Genomic DNA, 19,101 nt, shown 5'->3' on the forward strand with positions numbered 1-19,101 from the left:
CGGTGGAAATACCAGAAGCTGTCCCCTATTTAGTACATAATAGAGAGGACAGCTTTTTTATTAACCTGGGGGAACTACTTCTCAAATGTTGTCAACAATGATCATGACGAAACCGTATTTTGATTTGATTGAGAAAGAAAGCGCTTTGAATTAGGATGAATATAGAAACACGGTAGTCATACAAGTCAAGATTGTTGATGGTCCGTACATCATTTTAAGGAGGTTTCTCTTTATGGCTATAGCACAAACGAAAGAGAAAACAGGTTCTGGCGGAGTAAGGGTCAGAGTACAGCAATTCGGACGTGCGCTGAGCGGCATGGTTATGCCTAACATTGGCGCATTTATCGCCTGGGGGTTAATCACTGCCCTCTTCATTCCAACCGGCTGGATTCCAAGTGAATACTTGGCCAAGCTAGTTGACCCGATGATCAAATACTTACTGCCGCTGTTGATCGGTTATACCGGTGGACAGATGATTCACGGCAAGCGTGGTGCTGTTACCGGTGCCATCGTCACGATGGGGGTTATCGTAGGGGCAGACATTCCGATGTTCCTTGGAGCGATGATCGTCGGTCCGCTCTCGGCATGGGTAATGAAGCAGTTTGACAGAGCGATTGATGGTAAAATTCGTTCCGGCTTTGAAATGCTGGTCAACAACTTCTCGATCGGGATCTTCGGCGGGATTATGGCGCTGGGCGCTTATGCCGGTGTAGGGCCATTCGTTCAAGGTATCAGTCAAGTATTATCTTCGGGCGTAAACTTCCTGATGGAAGCCAAATTGATTCCTTTGGTCAACCTGCTGATTGAGCCAGGTAAAGTATTATTCCTGAATAATGCAATCAATCATGGTGTACTTACACCAATCGCAGCAGAAGAAGTGGCTCGTGTAGGTAAATCGATGCTGTTCATGCTTGAATCCAACCCGGGTCCAGGACTTGGTATCCTGCTTGCTTACTGGTTGGTAGGACGCGGTTCGGCAAAACAATCTGCACCGGGTGCAGTGATTATCCACTTCCTGGGCGGGATTCACGAAATCTACTTCCCGTACATTTTGATGAAACCTGTATTGATTCTGGCAGCTATTGCCGGTGGTGTGGTTGGTACATTTACCTTCCAACTGACGGGTGCAGCTCTTTCCGGTTCACCTTCTCCAGGTAGTATCTTCGCTTATATCGCGATGACACCTAGAGGTGGCTTCCTGCCGATGTTCAGCGGTGTGCTCACCGCAACAATTGCTTCCTTCGTTGTAGCTGCTTTGCTGCTCAAGACGGGCAAGCAAAACGACGAGGAAATGGACTTGGATGAAGCATCTGCCAAGGTGAAGGAAATGAAATCGGCAGGAGTGAAGAGCCAAGCTGCTGCATCTGCAGCAACGACGGGTGTCCAAAAGCAGAACATTAACAAAATCGTGTTCTCTTGTGATGCCGGGATGGGTTCTAGTGCCATGGGGGCTTCGGTCTTGAGAAAGAAACTGCAGGATGCCGGTATCAATATCACGGTCGTCAATTCCGCAGTTAGCGAAATCCCAGCGGATGCTGATATCGTCATTACACAGAAAACATTAACGGAACGTGCCATTGCGAACAAACCGGACGCAGAGCATATTTCCATCGACAACTTCTTGAAGAGTCCCAAATATGATGAACTGGTTGAACGACTGAAAGGTTAATTGCGCCAGTTACAATGAGGGGGCAGAACACTGGCGAGCTAATTCGCCGGTGTTTTGCGTCTATTTTTAGGAGGGTCAGATAATGAGGAAGGTTACCGCACGTCAAAAGCAAATCCTCATTCTCCTCCTCGGACGTAAAAACGGAATGACTGCGGCAGAAATTGCGGCAGAAATCAATGTTAGCGTCAGAACCGTCCATCGGGAACTGGACGAAATTGAGAAGATTCTCGCCTTCTTTGGCCTGGTGCTTCATCGTAAATCCGGTACCGGAATCTCGGTATGGAGCGACTCCGGCGGCAATGACGAGGGAGAGCGGCTGCAAGAGGCCAGAAGACTGCTGCTCGTGGATAATCCCAGCGATTATTCCGGAGAAGAACGGAAGATTTGGCTGGTTTGCCGTCTGCTGGAAGAGCACGAGCCTTGCAAGTTATTTGCATTGGCTCACAGCTTGAAGGTGACGGTAGCAACCATCAGCAATGACTTGGATGAAGTAGAGCCTTGGGTTAGGCGGTTCCATCTGGAATTGGTTCGCCGCAGAGGCTATGGGGTTGAGCTTGCCGGTAAGGAGCATGGCAAGCGTGATGCCTTATGCCAACTGGCGGTCGATCATTTGGATTACTCCGATCTGATCGGAGGATCGATGGAAAGTCAGGGCTCATCCGCTATTTCCAAGCTGCTAACCATCGTTGGAACCCACAATCTGATGACGGTAGAGAATACATTGTGGGAAATGAATTGGGACTGGACGGAGCATTTGTCCGAAAATGCCTATACAGAGCTATTGATTCATCTCTCGGTATGCATTAATCGGATGAAGGCGGGCATTTTTGTAGCAGATCCGGGGAAATCTGCTTCTACATCGGGGAATGAACGGGATGAAAGTGAGGCGATTCGCTTTGCCCGGAGCTTGGGGGAGAAGCTGTCGCTGCGTTTCCCCCCTGAGGAGATAGGTTATATTATTCATTTGTTTAATCGGGCGAGGGACGCCTCCCCGGATCTTGTGCAGGCGGACTTGGAACTGGTGGATACCGTCTATCGCTTGACCGAGAATGTGGTGAAACGGACGGGAATTCCGTTCCAGGAGGATCGGCTATTAGGGAGTGGATTATTGGAGCATATGGGTTCGGCCTTCAAACGGATTCGCGAAGGCTCGCGAATTCGCAATCCACTGCTCGGAGCGATTCGCAAGGATTATGAGGAATTGTTCATCATCGTGCGTGAGGCGATGAACGAGAGCATTGCCGATCTGGATGTGCCAGATGAGGAAATTGGTTTTTTGGTGATGCACTTTGGAGCCTCGATTGAGCGGTTGAATCAGTTAGGGCGCAATGTCCGGGCCATTCTGGTCTGCTCCAGCGGTCTGAGTTCGTCGAAATTACTGGCTACACGGCTAGCGAAAGAGATGCCACAGATCGAAGTTTTGGGTAATGTATCATGGTACGAGGCCAAGCGGCTGCCAGAGGAAGATTATGATTTGATCATTTCTACCATTGATTTGCCATTGCCCGCTGATCGTTACGTCAAGCTGAGTCCATTGTTGACGGAGGAGGATAGCGCACGCCTGCTGCAATATGTTCAGGACACGACTTTGAAATCTCGTAAGCCTGTTCCTGAGTCAGAGCAACCGGTTAAATCCCGGGCGTTCGAGAAGTTGCAAGGATTAACCGCCTCCTTAAATGAGGTGGTCAGCCTACTCCAGCAATTTGTGGTGATTGAGCTTGAGAATGCGAACTGTTCACTACGCGAGACGGTAACTGCGGCTTTAGAGGAAATGAGCCGGGTTGCCACCGCATCTCTGGCTTCTAGCAACCCTGGACCTGAGGAAGTGGCTCTGGTGGCAGATGTGCAGGCGGTGACGGATCGGTTGCTTGAACGGGAGAAGATGGCCAGCCAGGTCATTCCGGGTACATCACTTGCGTTGTTTCACACCCGGACCCGCTTCGTGAATTACCGTTCACTGGCATTGTTCCGCTTAAGCGAGCCTGTGCTGCTGGATGGAGATACCGAGGTTGGCGCCATCCTGTTCATGCTCGCCCCACGCCAATTGCCTCACGAAAGTCTGGAAGTGCTTAGTGAGATTAGTGCAATGCTGCTAAATCCTGAACTCATTGAGCTGCTGGAGACGGGAAGGTGTGAGGATATTCGCAATTTTCTGGCTACAGAACTGCTAGACTATTTTGAGCACATCTGAGTTTAACTGTTTCACCAAGGATTTGCATTGATAGGAACTGACATAAAAAGGAGAGAGCTACAATGAAACTACTGTCTAAAGAGAAAATCATCCTGAATGGTCAAGCCAAAGATAAATATGAAGCGATTCGCATGGCGGGCAATTTGCTCGTTCAAGCAGGTCATGTTACGGAAGAATATGTTGATAAAATGCTCGAACGCGAAGAAATCGTCTCTACTTATATGGGTGGTGGGCTAGCCATTCCTCACGGCACCAAGGAAGCGAAATCGCTGATCTCGTCTACGGGGTTGTCCGTAGTCCGCTTCCCGGAAGGCGTCGATTTTGGCGGAGATGAGCCAGCTTTCATCGTCATCGGTATCGCTGCTGCGGGTGGCGATCACATGGGAGTATTAACGAATGTAGCCATGGTATTTACGGATGAATCCAATCTGGAGCGTATTATGAATGCTACAACGGAAGAGCAGGTTGCGGACATCCTTGAAGGAGGAATGGAAGCATGAAGGCAGTTCATTTCGGCGCAGGGAATATCGGGAGAGGTTTTATCGGGTTGTTGTTATCGGGCTCGGGATATGAAGTCTGCTTCGTAGATGTGAATGATACGGTCGTTTCGGAGCTGGCGCGGCGCAAGGGATATCCGGTTACACTGGCTAGTGACCAGAAAGAGACAGTTATCGTTACTGGCGTGACGGCGATCAATAGCAAGACGGCTGCTGCAGAGGCGGCACAAGCGATTGCGGAATCCGATCTGGTAACCACGGCTGTGGGTGTATCCATTCTGAAGCATATCGCGGGAACCATCGCGCAAGGGCTTGTCCTGCGCAAAGCGGATGGCACCCGGGGCAAGCTGCACATTATTGCATGCGAGAATGCGATTGGAGGCAGCTCCCAGCTTAAGGAGCATGTCTATGCTGGCTTGGACGAAGATACTCGCCGTTGGGCCGAGGAGAATGTAGCTTTCCCGGATGCGGCTGTGGATCGGATTGTTCCTCTCCAGCAGCATGAAGATCCACTCCAGGTGGTAGTCGAGCCGTTCTATGAGTGGGCGGTAGACGAATCGCAAATGTTCCCGGGCTTTCATCGCGTAGAGGGTGTACATTATGTTGAACGTCTGGAGCCTTATATTGAACGCAAGCTATTTACAGTAAATACCGGCCATTGTTCGGCTGCTTATCAGGGATATCTGCAAGGGCATGCCACTATTCAAGAGGCGATGAACGACAAGCAGGTCGTTCAGCATGTACGCTCAGTTCTGTCGGAGACCGGAGCGGTATTGGTGGCCAAGCATGGCTTCTCGGAGACCGAGCATCAGGCCTATATTGAAACGATTTTGGAGCGTTTCGCAAATCCGGCACTAACGGACGAGGTTTCGCGGGTTGGCCGTTCACCGATCCGCAAGCTGTCCGCTGGAGACCGCCTGGTATCCCCGGCGAAGCAGGCATATGAGCATGCACTTGGCTACGACCATTTGGCCAAGACGATGGGAATGGCGTTGCTATTCGTCTCCGCCGATGATCCGGAGGCCGTAGAATTGCAGGCTTCGTTGCAAGAAGTGGGTGCTTCGGCAACTCTCACCCGGTACACCGGGCTGGAAGCGGGTCATCCGATTCACCAAGCGGCACTTGCCCATTATGAACAATTGAAGCGGTAATCATAAGGCACGGACAAAGCCCGTCTTAGACCACATATGTGGTCTAAGACGGGCTTTTCTATTTTCTTTCATATTTTTCCCTTTCTAGGCCAATAATGAACTGTACGAAAACCGAAAGAGAGGGATAAGCATGGAGCCGAGGGACGAGCTTCATAAGAATAAGCTATTTCGCTATGCGGTTTGGGTGCTGCTCGGGCTGATCATTCTCTATTTTGTCTGGCAGCTTCGGCCTATGTTTGCACTCGTATACCATTTTCTCAAAGCCATATTTGCTCCATTTGTCGTGGCCGTAATTATTTCCTATGTGCTTAACCCAGTTGTCCGCATGCTGGGCGCGCGCAAGGTACCCCGGACCATGGCTGTATTACTAATCTATGCGGTATTTCTAACCGTTCTCTCGGTCATTCTGATTAATGTTATTCCGATGTTCGTGGAGCAGATCGAGGAGTTGAGTGAGCATTTGCCGGAATTGACCATTCATACCCAGCAGATGATGAACCGTTTTGATAATGGTATTTTGCCAGGGAGCATCCGCATGGGGATGAATCATTGGTTCTACCAATTCGAGAGCAGGATGGCGCAAGGCATTACCCGGTTTCTGGACAATATCGGAGCGACGATTGAGGTGGTATTCAACGCATTTATCATTCCGTTCCTCATCTTCTATATTTTGAAGGACATTGAGCTCATTGAGCGGCTGATGCTGCAATACTTGCCCCGTTCCCGGCGAAAATCCATGATTTCGCTGCTCAAAGAAATTGACCAGGCCTTGGGCAACTACGTGCGAGGTCAATTCCTGGTCTGCGTCATCATCGGGGTACTGGCTTATATCGGTTACATATCGATTGGAATGCCCTTTGCTTTACTGCTTGCCGGCGTTGTGGCGATCTGTAACATCATCCCGTACCTGGGGCCGTTCCTGGGGGCAGCCCCTGCTATGGTGATGGCTACCACGATTTCATGGAAGATGGTTCTGCTTGTTCTACTCGTCAATATGCTCTGCCAAACGATTGAAAGTAATGTGATATCCCCTCAGGTGGTGGGACGGAGCTTGCGCCTGCACCCGATGATGATCATTTTGGCTCTTTTGATTGGCGGTGAGGTTGCCGGTATTCCCGGGTTGATCTTGGCGGTGCCTTTTTTTGCCGTCATCAAAGTCATTCTACAGCATTTCCACGCTTATTTCGTGCGGCGAAAAGCGATGTAAAAGGCGCATTGACAGGGGGATATCTGCCCTTTATACTTAAAACGATATGTTGTTGAATGAACCCAAAACGTTGATGAAATGAAGTACGTTCAATTGGCGGATTTATCAGAGAAGGGCCCCTTCGCTCCTTTAAGCCTTGCGGCTGATTCGGAGAGATGGCTGAGAGGACCCGAAATGTGCCTGAACGGAAAGCTGATTTCGGAGTGTGGACGTGAAATCCACCGGCAGGTCCCCGTTACCGGACTAACGAGGCGATTGCAGGTAACTCTTGCGGCTGATGGCGGCAGAGTCTTGTGATAACCAGGGTGGTACCGCGATTAAGATTGAATCGTCCCTGATGTTCAGGGGCGTTTTTTGTATTTTCAGAACAGAATCAGATTGATATCAATTCAGGGGGTCAAATTCATGAAAGCAAGTGAAATTCGTTCTAAATGGCTGGAGTTCTTCGCCAGCAAAGGCCATAAAATCGAGCCGAGCGCCTCGCTCGTGCCCCATAACGATCCGTCTCTGCTCTGGATCAATGCGGGGATGGCACCGCTCAAGCCTTACTTCGACGGTCGGGTCAAGCCGGAAAATCCGCGTCTGACCAATTCGCAGAAATGCATTCGTACCAATGACATAGAGAACGTAGGAAAGACACGCCGGCATCATACCTTTTTTGAAATGCTGGGCAACTTCTCGATTGGTGATTATTTTAAGGAAGAAGCCATTACATGGGCTTGGGAGTTCCTTACAGGCAAGGACTGGATTGGATTTGACGGGGAGAAATTGTCCGTTACGGTATATCCTGAGGATGAAGAGGCTTATAAGCTGTGGAACGAGAAGGTAGGCATTCCCGCTGAACGGATTGTGAAGCTGGAGGACAACTTCTGGGACATTGGGGAAGGGCCTTGTGGACCATGTACTGAAATTTTTTATGACCGTGGAGAGGCTTATGGTGATCTTTCTGATCCCGAATGCTTCCCTGGCGGAGAGAACGAACGTTTCCTGGAAGTGTGGAACCTGGTCTTCTCGCAATTTAACCATAACAAGGATGGCAGCTACACGCCGCTTCCGAACAAGAATATTGATACCGGGGCTGGTCTGGAGCGTTTTGCATCCATTCTGCAAAATGTGAATTCCAACTTCGATACCGATCTGTTCCAACCCATAATTCAAAAGACAGCCGGACTGGCAAAAGTGGTATATGGGACTAACGAAGAGAGCGACGTTGCTCTGAAGGTAATTGCCGACCATATCCGTACGGTAGCCTTTGCCGTGGCCGATGGTGTTCTGCCTTCCAATGAAGGACGTGGTTATGTCATTCGTCGTCTGCTGCGCCGCGCCGTTCGTTATGGCAAGCTGATTGGAATGGACAAACCCTTTATGTTTAACCTGGTAGGCACGGTAGGGGAAATAATGGGAGCTTACTATACTGACATCGTGACGAAACAGGAATTTATCGAAAAGGTCATTCGTGCGGAGGAGGAACGCTTCCATGAGACCCTGAGCGATGGACTGGCTATCTTGGCAGAGATCAGCGCGAAGGCCAAGGAGGAAGGGCGTACCTTGATCGGCGGTGCAGATGCCTTCAAATTGTACGATACTTACGGGTTCCCGCTTGATTTGACTGAGGACTTTGCAGCAGAGCATGGCCTGGGAGTGGATCGTGAAGGGTTTGAAGCATCGATGCAAGAGCAACGGGAACGTGCCCGGGCTGCTCGCCATGATAGTGGCAGCATGAAGGTGCAAGGCGGCGTACTTGCCGACTTTACGACTAAAACCGATTTCACTGGATATAATGAGCTTGAAGTCCCAACCCGTATTGTAGCTATAATCGTGGACGATGCTTTTGTCGATGTATTAAGTGAGGGGCAATCTGGACAGGTCATACTGGCATCCACGCCGTTCTATGCGGAAAGTGGCGGCCAGGTGAGTGATCAGGGCGTGCTTCGCAGCGAATCGGGCAATGCGGAGGTCACTGGATTATTCAAGGCTCCACAAGGGCAACATGTGCATCAAGTCACGGTAAATTCTGGAGAATTGCGGGTAGATGCAGACATTACGGCTGCCGTTAATAAAGAACAACGCGGTCATACCGTGAAGAACCATACGGCGACGCATCTGCTGCATCAGGCTTTGAAGGATACCTTGGGTGAGCATGTCAATCAGGCGGGGTCCTTAGTTGAACCTCAACGTTTGCGTTTTGACTTCTCTCATCTTGGTAGCATCTCCGCTGAGGAATTGGTAGAGATCGAGCGTCGTGTGAATGAGCAAATCTGGAATGCCTTGCCAGTGAACATTGACTTGAAGCCGATTGATGAAGCCAAGGCGATGGGGGCAATGGCCCTGTTCGGCGAGAAATACGGTGATATCGTTCGCGTTGTGCAAATTGGCGATTACAGCTTGGAGCTGTGTGGCGGTTGTCACGTGAACAACACTTCGGAGATCGGGTTGCTCAAAATTGTGAGCGAAAGTGGCATCGGCTCCGGTGTGCGGCGGATTGAAGCGGTTACGGGACGCGGAGCTTATCTGTTCCTGGACGGACAGCTTGAGTTGCTCAAGCAAGCCGCCGGTCAACTCAAAGCAAATGTCAACGATGTGCCGAAGCGGATTGAGGGCTTGTTCCAGCAATTGAAGGAATTGGCTCGTGAGAATGAGTCGCTGCAAAGTAAGCTAAGCGTCATTGAAGCCGGGGAATTGACCAGTCAAGTTGTCAGCGTGGGACCAACCAAGCTGCTGGCTGCTCAGGTTCAAGCAGGAAGCATGGATGCGCTCCGCACGCTGGCCGATGAGTTGAAGGTCAAACTGCCGGATGCCGTGTTGGTGTTGGGTTCTCCGATGGAGGACAAGGTAAGCTTTGTAGTTGTTGTACCGCAGGAGGAAATCAAACGAGGACTTCACGCTGGTAAGCTAGTGAAGGAAGTGGCCGCAGTGTGCGGCGGCGGCGGTGGCGGACGTCCAGACATGGCCCAAGCTGGGGGCAAGGATGCCAGCAAGCTAAGCGAAGCCTTGAAGGCTGCTGCCGATTGGATCGCAGCTCAAGCCTAGCAGCTTCCATCAAGCAGGGTAAGTCCAGTGAAAATTTCCTTATGGAACCCATGATATGATATAGTAGGATTAGACTAAGGGTATCACTGTTACGGTCATCAAGACGTATGTCGAAGAAGCGAGGTGTCATCATGGACTCCATGGATAAAACCGTCAAATTCAATGTCAAGGGCGACGAACAGGAAGCGTCCGCGGAGGAAATCCTTCTTACGGTTTACGGAGCACTGCAGGAGAAGGAATACAACCCGGTTAATCAGATCGTCGGTTATCTATTGTCGGGTGACCCGGCCTATATACCGCGCCATAATAATGCAAGAAGCTTGGTGCGCAAGAAGGAACGCGACGAACTGATCGAAGAACTGGTGCGCTATTACATGGCGGGCCATCGTTAGGAGCAAGGCATGAGAATAATGGGTTTGGATTACGGGGACCGGCGGATCGGAGTCGCCATCAGCGATGCTTTCGGGTGGACCGCCCAAGGGGTGGAGACCATCGAGAGACGTAAGGAAGGCGAGGAGTTCCATCGTATTGGCGAACTGGCGAAAGAGCATGAAGTTGAAGCGATTGTCGTAGGATTGCCGAAAAATATGAATGGCACGATCGGTCCCCGTGGAGAAATATGCATGGCATTTGCCGAGGATTTGCGCAGTAAGCTGAACCTGCCGGTCCATCTGTGGGATGAGAGGCTAACGACTGTATCCGCGCATCGTACGTTGCTGGAAGCAGATGTGAGCAGGAAGAAACGCAAGGATGTCGTCGACAAAATGGCTGCAGGCTTGATTCTGCAAAATTATTTGGATTCTATGAGTAAAAGGTGAGGGTGATCGCGTATGGCTAAGGATCGTATCGGAAATGAAGAAGAACCGGAAATTATCTATATCCCCAACGAAGAGGGCAATGAAGAAGAGTTCGAAGTGATTATGAAATTCGAAGTCGACGGTTCGGATGCAAAGTATATGATGGTCGTTCCTCTGGATTCTGACGAGAATGAGGATGAGGAGAGCGAAGAGGTATACGCGTTCCGTTATGAGGAAGACGGCGACGATCTTAAGCTGTACACGATCGAAAGCGACGAGGAATGGGAAATCGTTGAGGAAACATTCAACACGCTGATCGATGAATTCGACGGGGAAGACCAACATGACTGAGTATTCAGCAAGCGATGTTGTAGTTACCTCGCGTGTTCGCGATGCCTTTGGCCCCGTTGTGGAGCTTGAGGATGAGTCGGGAAGCGCCTCCTATTATCAGGTCGTGCAGGAATTTGACGTAGCGGGGGCTGCATATGCCGTGCTTCGCCTTGAGAGTGCATCCGTAGGCGATGACCCGGAAATATTCAAAATCATTACGTCCGGTGATGAGCTAGAGTTGACCACCATTGACGATGATGATGAATGGGAGAACGTATCCGAGCTTTACGACGAATTGACTTTCCCTGAATAGGTGTAACTACTAGCAGGGGAGCATGATAGATCGGTCTGGGAAGAGCGGGATTTTTAACCGCTCTTTTTGGCTGTAAAGGGGTTGAGCTGTTGAAGAAGGTAATGAAGTGGCTACTGATATTGTTTCTGCTTGCTGTGATAGCTGTAGCGGCAGCAGGAACTTATGTATATACGCAAATACAGCCTGTTCCAGCCTCGGAGGAAGCCATTCGTATTACGATTGAGCCCGGGACAGGAACATCGGGAATTGCAGATATACTGGAAAAACAGGGATTAATTAAAAATTCATTTTTATTCGTATCCTATTTAAAATGGAAGTCGGAGGGGAGTCGCTTCCAAGCCGGCATCTATGATCTGAATCCAGGGGTGACGTATGACGAAATCATCGGTAAGCTGAATACGGGGGATGTGGTTAAGGCGGAGATGATTCGTTTTACCATTCCGGAAGGCTTTACCGTCAAGCAGATGGCTGAGAAGCTGGCGGAAGAAGGACTGGCGGACCAAGAGATCTTCTTGGGGATTGTAGATGAGGCATCGGGGTTAAGCGGAGAACTGTTAGCGGATATCCCGGAGGATGGTCAGCTTACTCATCGCCTGGAAGGTTATTTGTTCCCCGAGACCTATGAGCTGGAGAAGGGCAGTACAGAGCAGGATATCGTAGCGCGTATGTTCGAAGAGACCGGTAAACGGCTAGGCTCTATTGCTGATTTTGATCAGAAGTTGACCGCCAGCGGGCTTACGTTGAATGAACTGATGACGATAGCTTCATTGGTGGAGCGGGAAGTAGTGGCAGATTCGGAGCGCAGCATGGTGGCCGGTGTCATCTACAATCGTCTGAAGGCAGATATGAAGCTGGAAATTGACGCTACAGTGCAGTACGTACTCGACAAGCCGAAGGAACGGCTGCTTCATTCAGATTTGCGTAGCGTGGATAGCCCTTATAATACTTACTTGTATGCAGGTCTGCCGCCGGGGCCGATTGCGGCACCAAGCTTGAAGTCCGTAGAGGCAGCGCTGGCGCCGACAGCATCGGAGTATCTATTTTATGTGACGAAGAAGGACGGCAGCGGAGAGCATCTCTTTGCCAAGACCTATAAAGAGCATTTGAGCAATATCGAGAAGAGCAAGGCCATGGCCAATAATTAAAGGTGGTAGACAGGTATGACAAGAAAACCGGAACTGTTGGTTCCCGCCGGCTCGTTGAAGGAACTCGAGCGTTATTTGCAAGCCGGGGCAAGTGCCGTATTAATTGGCGAAGCCAAATACGGCATGAGGCTCCCTGGTGACATGGAGTTGCCGGACATTGGTGAAGCCGTTCGCATCGCTCATGAGCGTGGAGCAAGGGTCTACGTTCGCGTGAACAATTTGATGGGCAATCACATCCTGGAGGATGTACGAGGTTATGTGAAGCGTCTGGCAGAGCTTGGTGTCGATGCAGTAGAGTTCGGCGATCCGGCCGTGCTGCAAATTGTGCGGGAGGAAGCGCCGCAATTGAAGTTGCATTGGAACTCCGAGATGACGACGACCAATTTTGCAACCGCCAATTATTGGGGTAGCAAGGGAGCTACCCGCGTTGTTTTGGCTCGGGAGCTGAATATGGATGAGTTGACGGGCATGCACCCTGCGCTGAAGATTGAGGCCGAGGTTCAAGTGCATGGAATGACAAATATTTATCATTCCAAACGCAGTCTCGTACAAAGCTATATGACTCATCAGGGACGTCCGGTTGACCCGCAGAGCGATCTCGGGCTGACCCGGGGGTTATTCCTCATCGAAGCAGAGCGGCGGGACGAGAAATTTCCTATTTACGAAGATGTCAACGGAACACATATCATGAGTTCAGATGATATTTGCATATTGGAAGATCTTCATCTGTTGATGGCGGCTGATGTGGACAGCTTCAAAATTGAGACGATATTAAAGCCAATCGGATACAATGAGACAGTTATCGCTTCTTATCGTCAAGCAATGGATACGTATGTTCAGGACCCTGAGCAATACGAGTTGGATGAGGCCTGGATCGATGCTATTCGCGAGATACAGGACCCCGAACGAGAACTTTCCTTTGGCTTCTTCTACAAGGAGCAGGTTTATTAAAATTGAATGAAAAAGCAAGAGGTGAACGAAGATGCAAACTGTACAAACACATGTCCGGAAATATGCGGGTAAGCGCAACCGACTGGCCAAACCGGAACTGCTCGCCCCTGCGGGTAATCTGGAGAAGCTCAAATTCGCCGTTCATTACGGTGCGGATGCCGTGTATATCGGAGGACAGAAATATGGCCTTCGTTCCAATGCGGATAATTTCAGCTTCGAGGAAATGCGAGAAGGCGTAGAATTTGCCAAGAAATACGGAGCCAAGGTGTTCGTGGCTACGAATATTTATGCGCATAATGAAGATGTGGAAGGCATCGAAGAATACCTGCGGAACTTGTATGAGGCAGGTATCTCTGCAATTATTGTGGCTGATCCGGTCATTATTGAAACTGCTCAGCGTGTGGTCCCCAAGTTGGAGGTACATCTGAGCACCCAGCAATCCACGGTGAACTGGCAGACGGTCAAGTTCTGGAAGGACCAGGGACTTCCGCGCGTCGTGCTAGGCCGTGAGACCAGCTTTGAGGAAATCGAAGAAATCAAACGTCATGTTGATGTTGAGATAGAAGCCTTTATTCATGGAGCCATGTGTTCCTCCTTCTCGGGGCGTTGTGTATTGTCCAACCATTTTACAGATCGTGACTCCAATCGGGGAGGTTGCTGTCAGTCCTGTCGCTGGAAATACGATTTGTTCGAGGATGCTCGTGAAGAGGAAGCCTGGGTGTCTGAGGAAGAGGCAATGCAAAGCCCGGCGCCGGAACCCTTCCGCTTGGGTGTAACGCAATTGCCATTGTTCGAACAGCAGGACAACGCCTTTACGATGGGCTCCAAGGATTTATGCATGATTCATCATGTGCCTGATTTAGTGGATGTGGGTGTGGATAGCTTCAAAATTGAAGGCCGAATGAAATCCATCCATTACGTTGCTACGGTTGTGAATGTTTATCGCAAGGCGATTGATGCCTATATGGCTGATCCAGACAATTATGTGCTGAAGCCGGAGTGGGTTGAGGAAATCAACAAGGCGGCGAATCGGCCATTAAATACGGGGTTCTTCTATGATACCCCTGACCACGAGGATCATATTTATGAGCCTGAGGAGAAGGCGGCTCCGTATGATTTTGCCGGATTAGTGATGGATTATGATTCAGCTACCGGTATGGCGACTATACAGCAACGAAATCATTTCAAGCCAGGACAAGAAGTGGAATTCTTCGGCCCGGGAGACACCTTCTTCAAGCAAGTGGTGGAAGCGATCTATGATGAAAAAGGAAATGTGCTGGATGCTGCAAGACACCCGCTGCAACGAATTAAAATGAAGGTGGATCACCCCGTTTCCTATTTTGATATGATGCGGAAAAAGAAATAACAAAAATTGCAATAGGCTACTAGGTCTTTCTTCCGATGGGACGAAAGGCCTATTTTTTAATATTTAGGACTTTTTTGTTAGGATTATTTAAAATCCAGGCCGTACATAGCCGATATTAAGAAGAGAACGTTAAAAATGTCATCCGACAGTTAACGATGAATGTTGAAAATGGCAGTATTTACGCATGACCTCAAGCCCAGTCTTGGGGATGCGACTATTATGAGTGGTGGGTGATCAACATGAGTCTGGTTCCAAAGAACGAGGACCAAACAACGGACAGCGAGAAGAAGCAGAAGAAAAAGAAGGGAGAAGGGGCAGGGGTAAAAGCTAACAAAAAGACGAAGAGTGCGGCAAGCTTCGACTTCAAGTCTACCTTGACATCATTGCGAGACAAGCTGCCTAAGCAAATTAATCCTTCCAAATCAGTAGGTATTCGGTTGTTTTTAGTTTTCTTTATCGCTATTATGTTCTTCGTATTAACAATTGGCATTATGTCTACACAAATGGCCAAGAGCACTATTCAGGATAATGCAGAAAATGCCAACCTGCAAACCATTGTTCAAACTTCTCAGAAGTTGGATATTGTGATGCAGAAGTATGAAGAAAACTTGCAGCAAATGTTCTTGGACGATGAGATGCAAAGCGCGATTATGGATGCTTCCTTGTCAGACATCACAGACTATGATCGGTTTACTGCAACCAATAAAATGAGAACACGCTTGAATACGCTAACATTCTCTACCAAAGGAATTTCTGCGGTGTACATGCTCTCCGCTGACAAAATTGTCGAGGACGTCACTTCGGGAAGTGCAAATACAGCCTTCTTGAGTAGTGTTCGGGATGAAGCCTGGTTCAAGGAATTGAGCGAAGCAACAAAGACGATGTGGCTTCAGGTTCCTTCTGAATCCTCTAATGCAGAAGTATTCCGACTGGCTCGTTCAGTTCAAAGTGTAAATAGTATGAAGCGCTTTGTGTTGGTAGCTGATGTCAATCTTGATATACTGACAAGCTATCTGCAAGAGGTTAATCTGGGCAGTAACTCCAAACTGCAAATGCTGACCAAAGATAATATTGTCGTTGCTTCCTCGGTGGCTGGCGATGAAGGTCAGGCAACTGAGTTTGATTTGAGCGCGGCTGGAGACAGCGCTTCAAACAGTCTGCGGACCAAAGATGCCAACGGCAGTACGGTATTGGCTGTATTTAATGAACAGGTCTCCGGTTGGAAATTGTTAGGAACAGTTGATGCTGGTGAACTTGCTCAAAGTGCCAACCAAATTATGCTGGTAACCATTTTCTCTTTGATCATTGTAGCTATTATTGCGGTATTGATCGGGATCTGGATGGTTCGCATGATCGCCCATCCACTCGGCAAGTTGAGAAATCTCATGGAAGAGGGCTCCCAGGGTAACCTGAACGTCCGTATGAAAACCAAGGCCCAAGATGAGATTGGACAACTGACAGAAAGCTTTAACGTGATGATGGAGAAAATTACGGAGTTGGTTAAGCAAAGTAACCACTCTGCGCAGGATGTGCTGGATACAGCCACCGAATTGGCGCAAGCTTCCAATAAAACAGCTTTGTCTGCTAAAGAGATTGCTGTAGCTACCGAAGAAATCGCCAACGGGGCAACGAGCTTGGCGAATGAAGCTGAACGCGGTAATGAGTTGACAGAGAACATTTCCCGTCAAATGGAACGCGTCATTCAAAGCAACAAAGAGATGGAAACGGCAGCCCGCCAAGTAGAAAGCTCTAGTCAACAAGGTACGGAGTATTTGAACGGGTTGTTGGAGAAGACGAATATTACGGTTGAAATGATTAATGCATTGACGGAGAAGGTTGATTCCCTGAAGGCCAGTACGAACTCCGTCATGAAAGTGCTGGATGTGATGCAGAATATTACACAGCAAACGAACATTTTGTCTCTGAACGCTACGATTGAAGCAGCTCGTGCTGGTGCGGCAGGCCGTGGATTCATGGTAGTCGCCGATGAGATTCGTCAATTGGCCGATCAATCGCGTCAATCCATCACTATGGTTGGCGAGATTACGGATACGATTCAGAAAGAAATGAACGAGACGGTCAAAGCATTGTCTGATGCTAGTCCGCTCTTCCAGGAGCAGATTACATCTGTACAGGAAACCAGCCAAATCTTTGTTTCCGTGCAGGAGCAAATGGAAGGTTTTGTGCGTCAATTGGATTCAGTAACGACCTCCATTGACGAGCTTAACGATTCCCAATCTGTATTGTCTGAAGCAATGAGCAACGTAAGTGCGGTTGCTCAGCAATCATCAGCTACCTCTGAAGAGGTAGCCTCGTTGAGTAATGAGCAGGAGACGGTTGGTGAGCATTTGGTACAGTTGTCGAGCAAGCTCGAAAACGTGTCATCCGGCTTGAAAGAATCCCTGTCTAAGTTTACGGTATAAATTTCGCAATATTACTTATAAATACAGCCCGTTTGATCCTTTATGGATTAAACGGGCTGTTGTTTATTTACCGTGATTGCTGGAAATATTGGTTTATCGTCGGTTTCCCGGGAAATAATGGGGAAAGAAGGAGGAGACTTCATGTCGCTGCTACTTAAGAAACGAATTTTTTATCTTCTTCTGTCCTTTTCTGTCATTATAGGGTGTTTTGCTTTACGGCTAGCCTGGATTCAGATGAACTCTGCTTTCCGAGCAATTACGGTTGGCGGCAAGACCATGAATGAATTGGCCGTTCGTCAGCGGGAGGAGAGCGTGGAACTGGATTCGGGTCGGGGACATTTTCTGGACCGGAATGGTCAGGCACTGACTGGTGAAATAGACTGGACCCCCACGCTATTTCCCATTCATAAATTGCCAGACCAGCATAAGCTGGCTGAACTAGCAACGGCACTGGGCACCTCGGTTTCCCAATTGCAACACAAGTGGGAGACGTTAGAGAGGCCCTTTGCATGGTCTACCCACAAGAATGGAAGGGATGACCTCCTTAAGCTAAGTCATGAGGATGCCTCGGCCCTCCCCGTGATGGAAGGGCTTGAGGTGTTGCCCTATGTGACCCGCTATGAGACTGGGCAGCGAGGCAATCAGTGGTTAGGCTATGTGGGACAACGTCCGGACGTTATTCGTCAGTTGCGGGAGAAACAACAACGCTCCGGCTTGTCTTTGTCATTACAGGTAGGAGCAGCGGGACTGGAAAAAACGTTTGATCGTTTCTTGCGGGGTATTGGTGGAGTCCGGGCGGCTTATATGGTAGATGGAAGGCGAGAACCGCTTGGGGGGATGGATACTCGCCTAAATGCTGCTGCCAGCAAGTATTATCCGTTGCAAATCCGGACTACGGTGGATGGGGACTTGCAGCGTGAGCTCGAGAAGTTGGCTGCTGACATGAATGTGCAGGAAGGAGCCATTGTGGTGCTGGATGCCTTGTCAGGAGATATTGTCTCTATGGTGTCCGTGCCTTATTACACTCCTTACCAGATCAATCTTGCACAAGGCAGTTGGGGCAACAAAGCTGTTAAGGCGGTTCCCCCTGGCTCCATCTTCAAGACCGTCATTGCCGCGGCTGCACTAGAGGAAAGGGTAAGTGCGCCAGGCGAGAAATTCCATTGCGATGGACATTACGGAAAGTATGGACTGTCTTGCTGGAAGAAGGGCGGGCATGGGGAGTTGACCCTGGAGGAAGGTTTTGCCCAATCTTGCAATGTTGTATTTGCTACCTTGGGAGAGCGCCTGAACGGGGAAGCTATTCGCAGAACTGCTGATCAACTTGGCTTCGGACGTACGATTGGCTGGAGGGATCAGCATTTTCTTGATGGTGAACCATTGGTACAGCTTGACCAGGAGGAAGCTGGGAGGATATTTAATGATGTTACTCAAGCGGACGGTGGGGTTCGGGCTCAATCGGCCATTGGTCAACGCGATGTGCTTGTATCCCCCCTTCAGGCAGCTAATCTGGTCGTGACCTTGCTGCATGGGGGTCAGGTCACAGCTCCACGCCTGGTCAGCGAGATCCGCTATAAAGATGGCTCGCTGCTGACGGAGCTTCCCATTCAGCGGACAGCCTCGACAGCGGGACAGATTACCCGGCGAACAGCGAGTCAATTATTGTCCTGGATGAGGCTTACGGTTACAGATGGTACAGGTCGCAGTTTACAGCAAGCCAAGTGGCCGCTGGCCGGAAAGTCCGGAACGGCCGAAGTAATCCAATCAGAACATAAGCTTAATCATCAATGGTTCATAGGCTACGGTCCAGTGAGTCGACCCAAATATGCTGTTGCTGTATTGGTTCAGAACCGGCCAGCAGGCTCCGTACATCAGGCTACCGAGCTATTTCGGCGCACGATGGACCTACTGGCTACCCGGGAATGAACCGTTTCCATCGCTTTCCCAAAATAATGCGCCTAATCTACAGACGTCTGTGATAAAATAGTGTAGATGCCATGCTTTTTGGAGACATGCCAAAGGCATTGATCA

15 protein-coding genes are annotated in these 19,101 nt (G+C 49.5%); all 15 read left to right on the plus strand.

Annotated elements, in window-relative coordinates:
- The first annotated feature begins 232 nt into the window (after positions 1–232).
- The 15 genes from AC1VOR_RS06470 (at position 233) to AC1VOR_RS06540 (ending at position 18,996) form a co-directional block, all read left to right on the plus strand.
- On the plus strand, positions 233–1,669 hold the full coding sequence (locus AC1VOR_RS06470; RefSeq protein WP_482616625.1) for a PTS mannitol transporter subunit IIBC: 1,437 nt from the start codon (positions 233–235) through the stop codon (positions 1,667–1,669).
- 82 nt (positions 1,670–1,751) lie between these two features.
- A complete protein-coding gene (locus AC1VOR_RS06475; RefSeq protein ID WP_482616626.1) occupies positions 1,752–3,860 on the plus strand; it encodes a BglG family transcription antiterminator in 2,109 nt (702 codons plus the stop codon).
- Positions 3,861–3,922: 62 nt separating this feature from the next.
- The gene (locus AC1VOR_RS06480; RefSeq protein ID WP_059051897.1) at positions 3,923–4,360 is read left to right on the plus strand and encodes a PTS mannitol transporter subunit IIA; all 438 of its coding nucleotides are present in this window, start codon (positions 3,923–3,925) and stop codon (positions 4,358–4,360) included.
- Entirely contained in the window at positions 4,357–5,508 is a 1,152-nt protein-coding gene (locus AC1VOR_RS06485) for a mannitol-1-phosphate 5-dehydrogenase (RefSeq protein WP_482616628.1), read from the plus strand. Before AC1VOR_RS06480 ends, AC1VOR_RS06485 begins: the two co-directional genes overlap by 4 nt.
- A gap of 130 nt (positions 5,509–5,638) precedes the next feature.
- Positions 5,639–6,715, plus strand: a complete 1,077-nt coding sequence (locus AC1VOR_RS06490) for an AI-2E family transporter (protein ID WP_482616629.1) — start codon at positions 5,639–5,641, stop codon at positions 6,713–6,715.
- A 405-nt stretch (positions 6,716–7,120) separates the two neighbouring features.
- Positions 7,121–9,745: an alanine--tRNA ligase gene (gene alaS, locus AC1VOR_RS06495; RefSeq protein ID WP_482616630.1), complete on the plus strand. Its 2,625-nt coding sequence runs from the start codon at positions 7,121–7,123 to the stop codon at positions 9,743–9,745.
- Between the two features lie 131 nt (positions 9,746–9,876).
- The gene (locus tag AC1VOR_RS06500) at positions 9,877–10,137 is read left to right on the plus strand and encodes an IreB family regulatory phosphoprotein (RefSeq protein WP_018753169.1); all 261 of its coding nucleotides are present in this window, start codon (positions 9,877–9,879) and stop codon (positions 10,135–10,137) included.
- A gap of 9 nt (positions 10,138–10,146) precedes the next feature.
- Positions 10,147–10,563 (plus strand): Holliday junction resolvase RuvX, encoded by a 417-nt coding sequence (ruvX, locus tag AC1VOR_RS06505; RefSeq protein WP_482616632.1) that lies wholly within the window; start codon positions 10,147–10,149, stop codon positions 10,561–10,563.
- A gap of 12 nt (positions 10,564–10,575) precedes the next feature.
- The gene (locus AC1VOR_RS06510; protein ID WP_059051902.1) at positions 10,576–10,893 is read left to right on the plus strand and encodes a DUF1292 domain-containing protein; all 318 of its coding nucleotides are present in this window, start codon (positions 10,576–10,578) and stop codon (positions 10,891–10,893) included.
- Positions 10,886–11,185, plus strand: a complete 300-nt coding sequence (locus AC1VOR_RS06515) for a DUF1292 domain-containing protein (RefSeq protein ID WP_482616633.1) — start codon at positions 10,886–10,888, stop codon at positions 11,183–11,185. Before AC1VOR_RS06510 ends, AC1VOR_RS06515 begins: the two co-directional genes overlap by 8 nt.
- An 89-nt stretch (positions 11,186–11,274) precedes the next feature.
- Complete coding sequence (gene mltG / locus AC1VOR_RS06520; RefSeq protein WP_482616635.1) at positions 11,275–12,330, plus strand: endolytic transglycosylase MltG; 1,056 nt, start codon at positions 11,275–11,277, stop codon at positions 12,328–12,330.
- A 15-nt stretch (positions 12,331–12,345) separates the two neighbouring features.
- A complete protein-coding gene (locus AC1VOR_RS06525; protein WP_482616637.1) occupies positions 12,346–13,281 on the plus strand; it encodes a peptidase U32 family protein in 936 nt (311 codons plus the stop codon).
- A 31-nt stretch (positions 13,282–13,312) separates the two neighbouring features.
- A complete protein-coding gene (locus tag AC1VOR_RS06530; protein WP_482616638.1) occupies positions 13,313–14,647 on the plus strand; it encodes a peptidase U32 family protein in 1,335 nt (444 codons plus the stop codon).
- A gap of 239 nt (positions 14,648–14,886) precedes the next feature.
- Entirely contained in the window at positions 14,887–17,070 is a 2,184-nt protein-coding gene (locus AC1VOR_RS06535; protein WP_482616640.1) for a methyl-accepting chemotaxis protein, read from the plus strand.
- Between the two features lie 141 nt (positions 17,071–17,211).
- A complete protein-coding gene (locus AC1VOR_RS06540) occupies positions 17,212–18,996 on the plus strand; it encodes a peptidoglycan D,D-transpeptidase FtsI family protein (RefSeq protein ID WP_482616641.1) in 1,785 nt (594 codons plus the stop codon).
- Positions 18,997–19,101: the final 105 nt, after the last annotated feature.

This window comes from Paenibacillus sp. 1SOY10, from assembly GCF_056836745.1.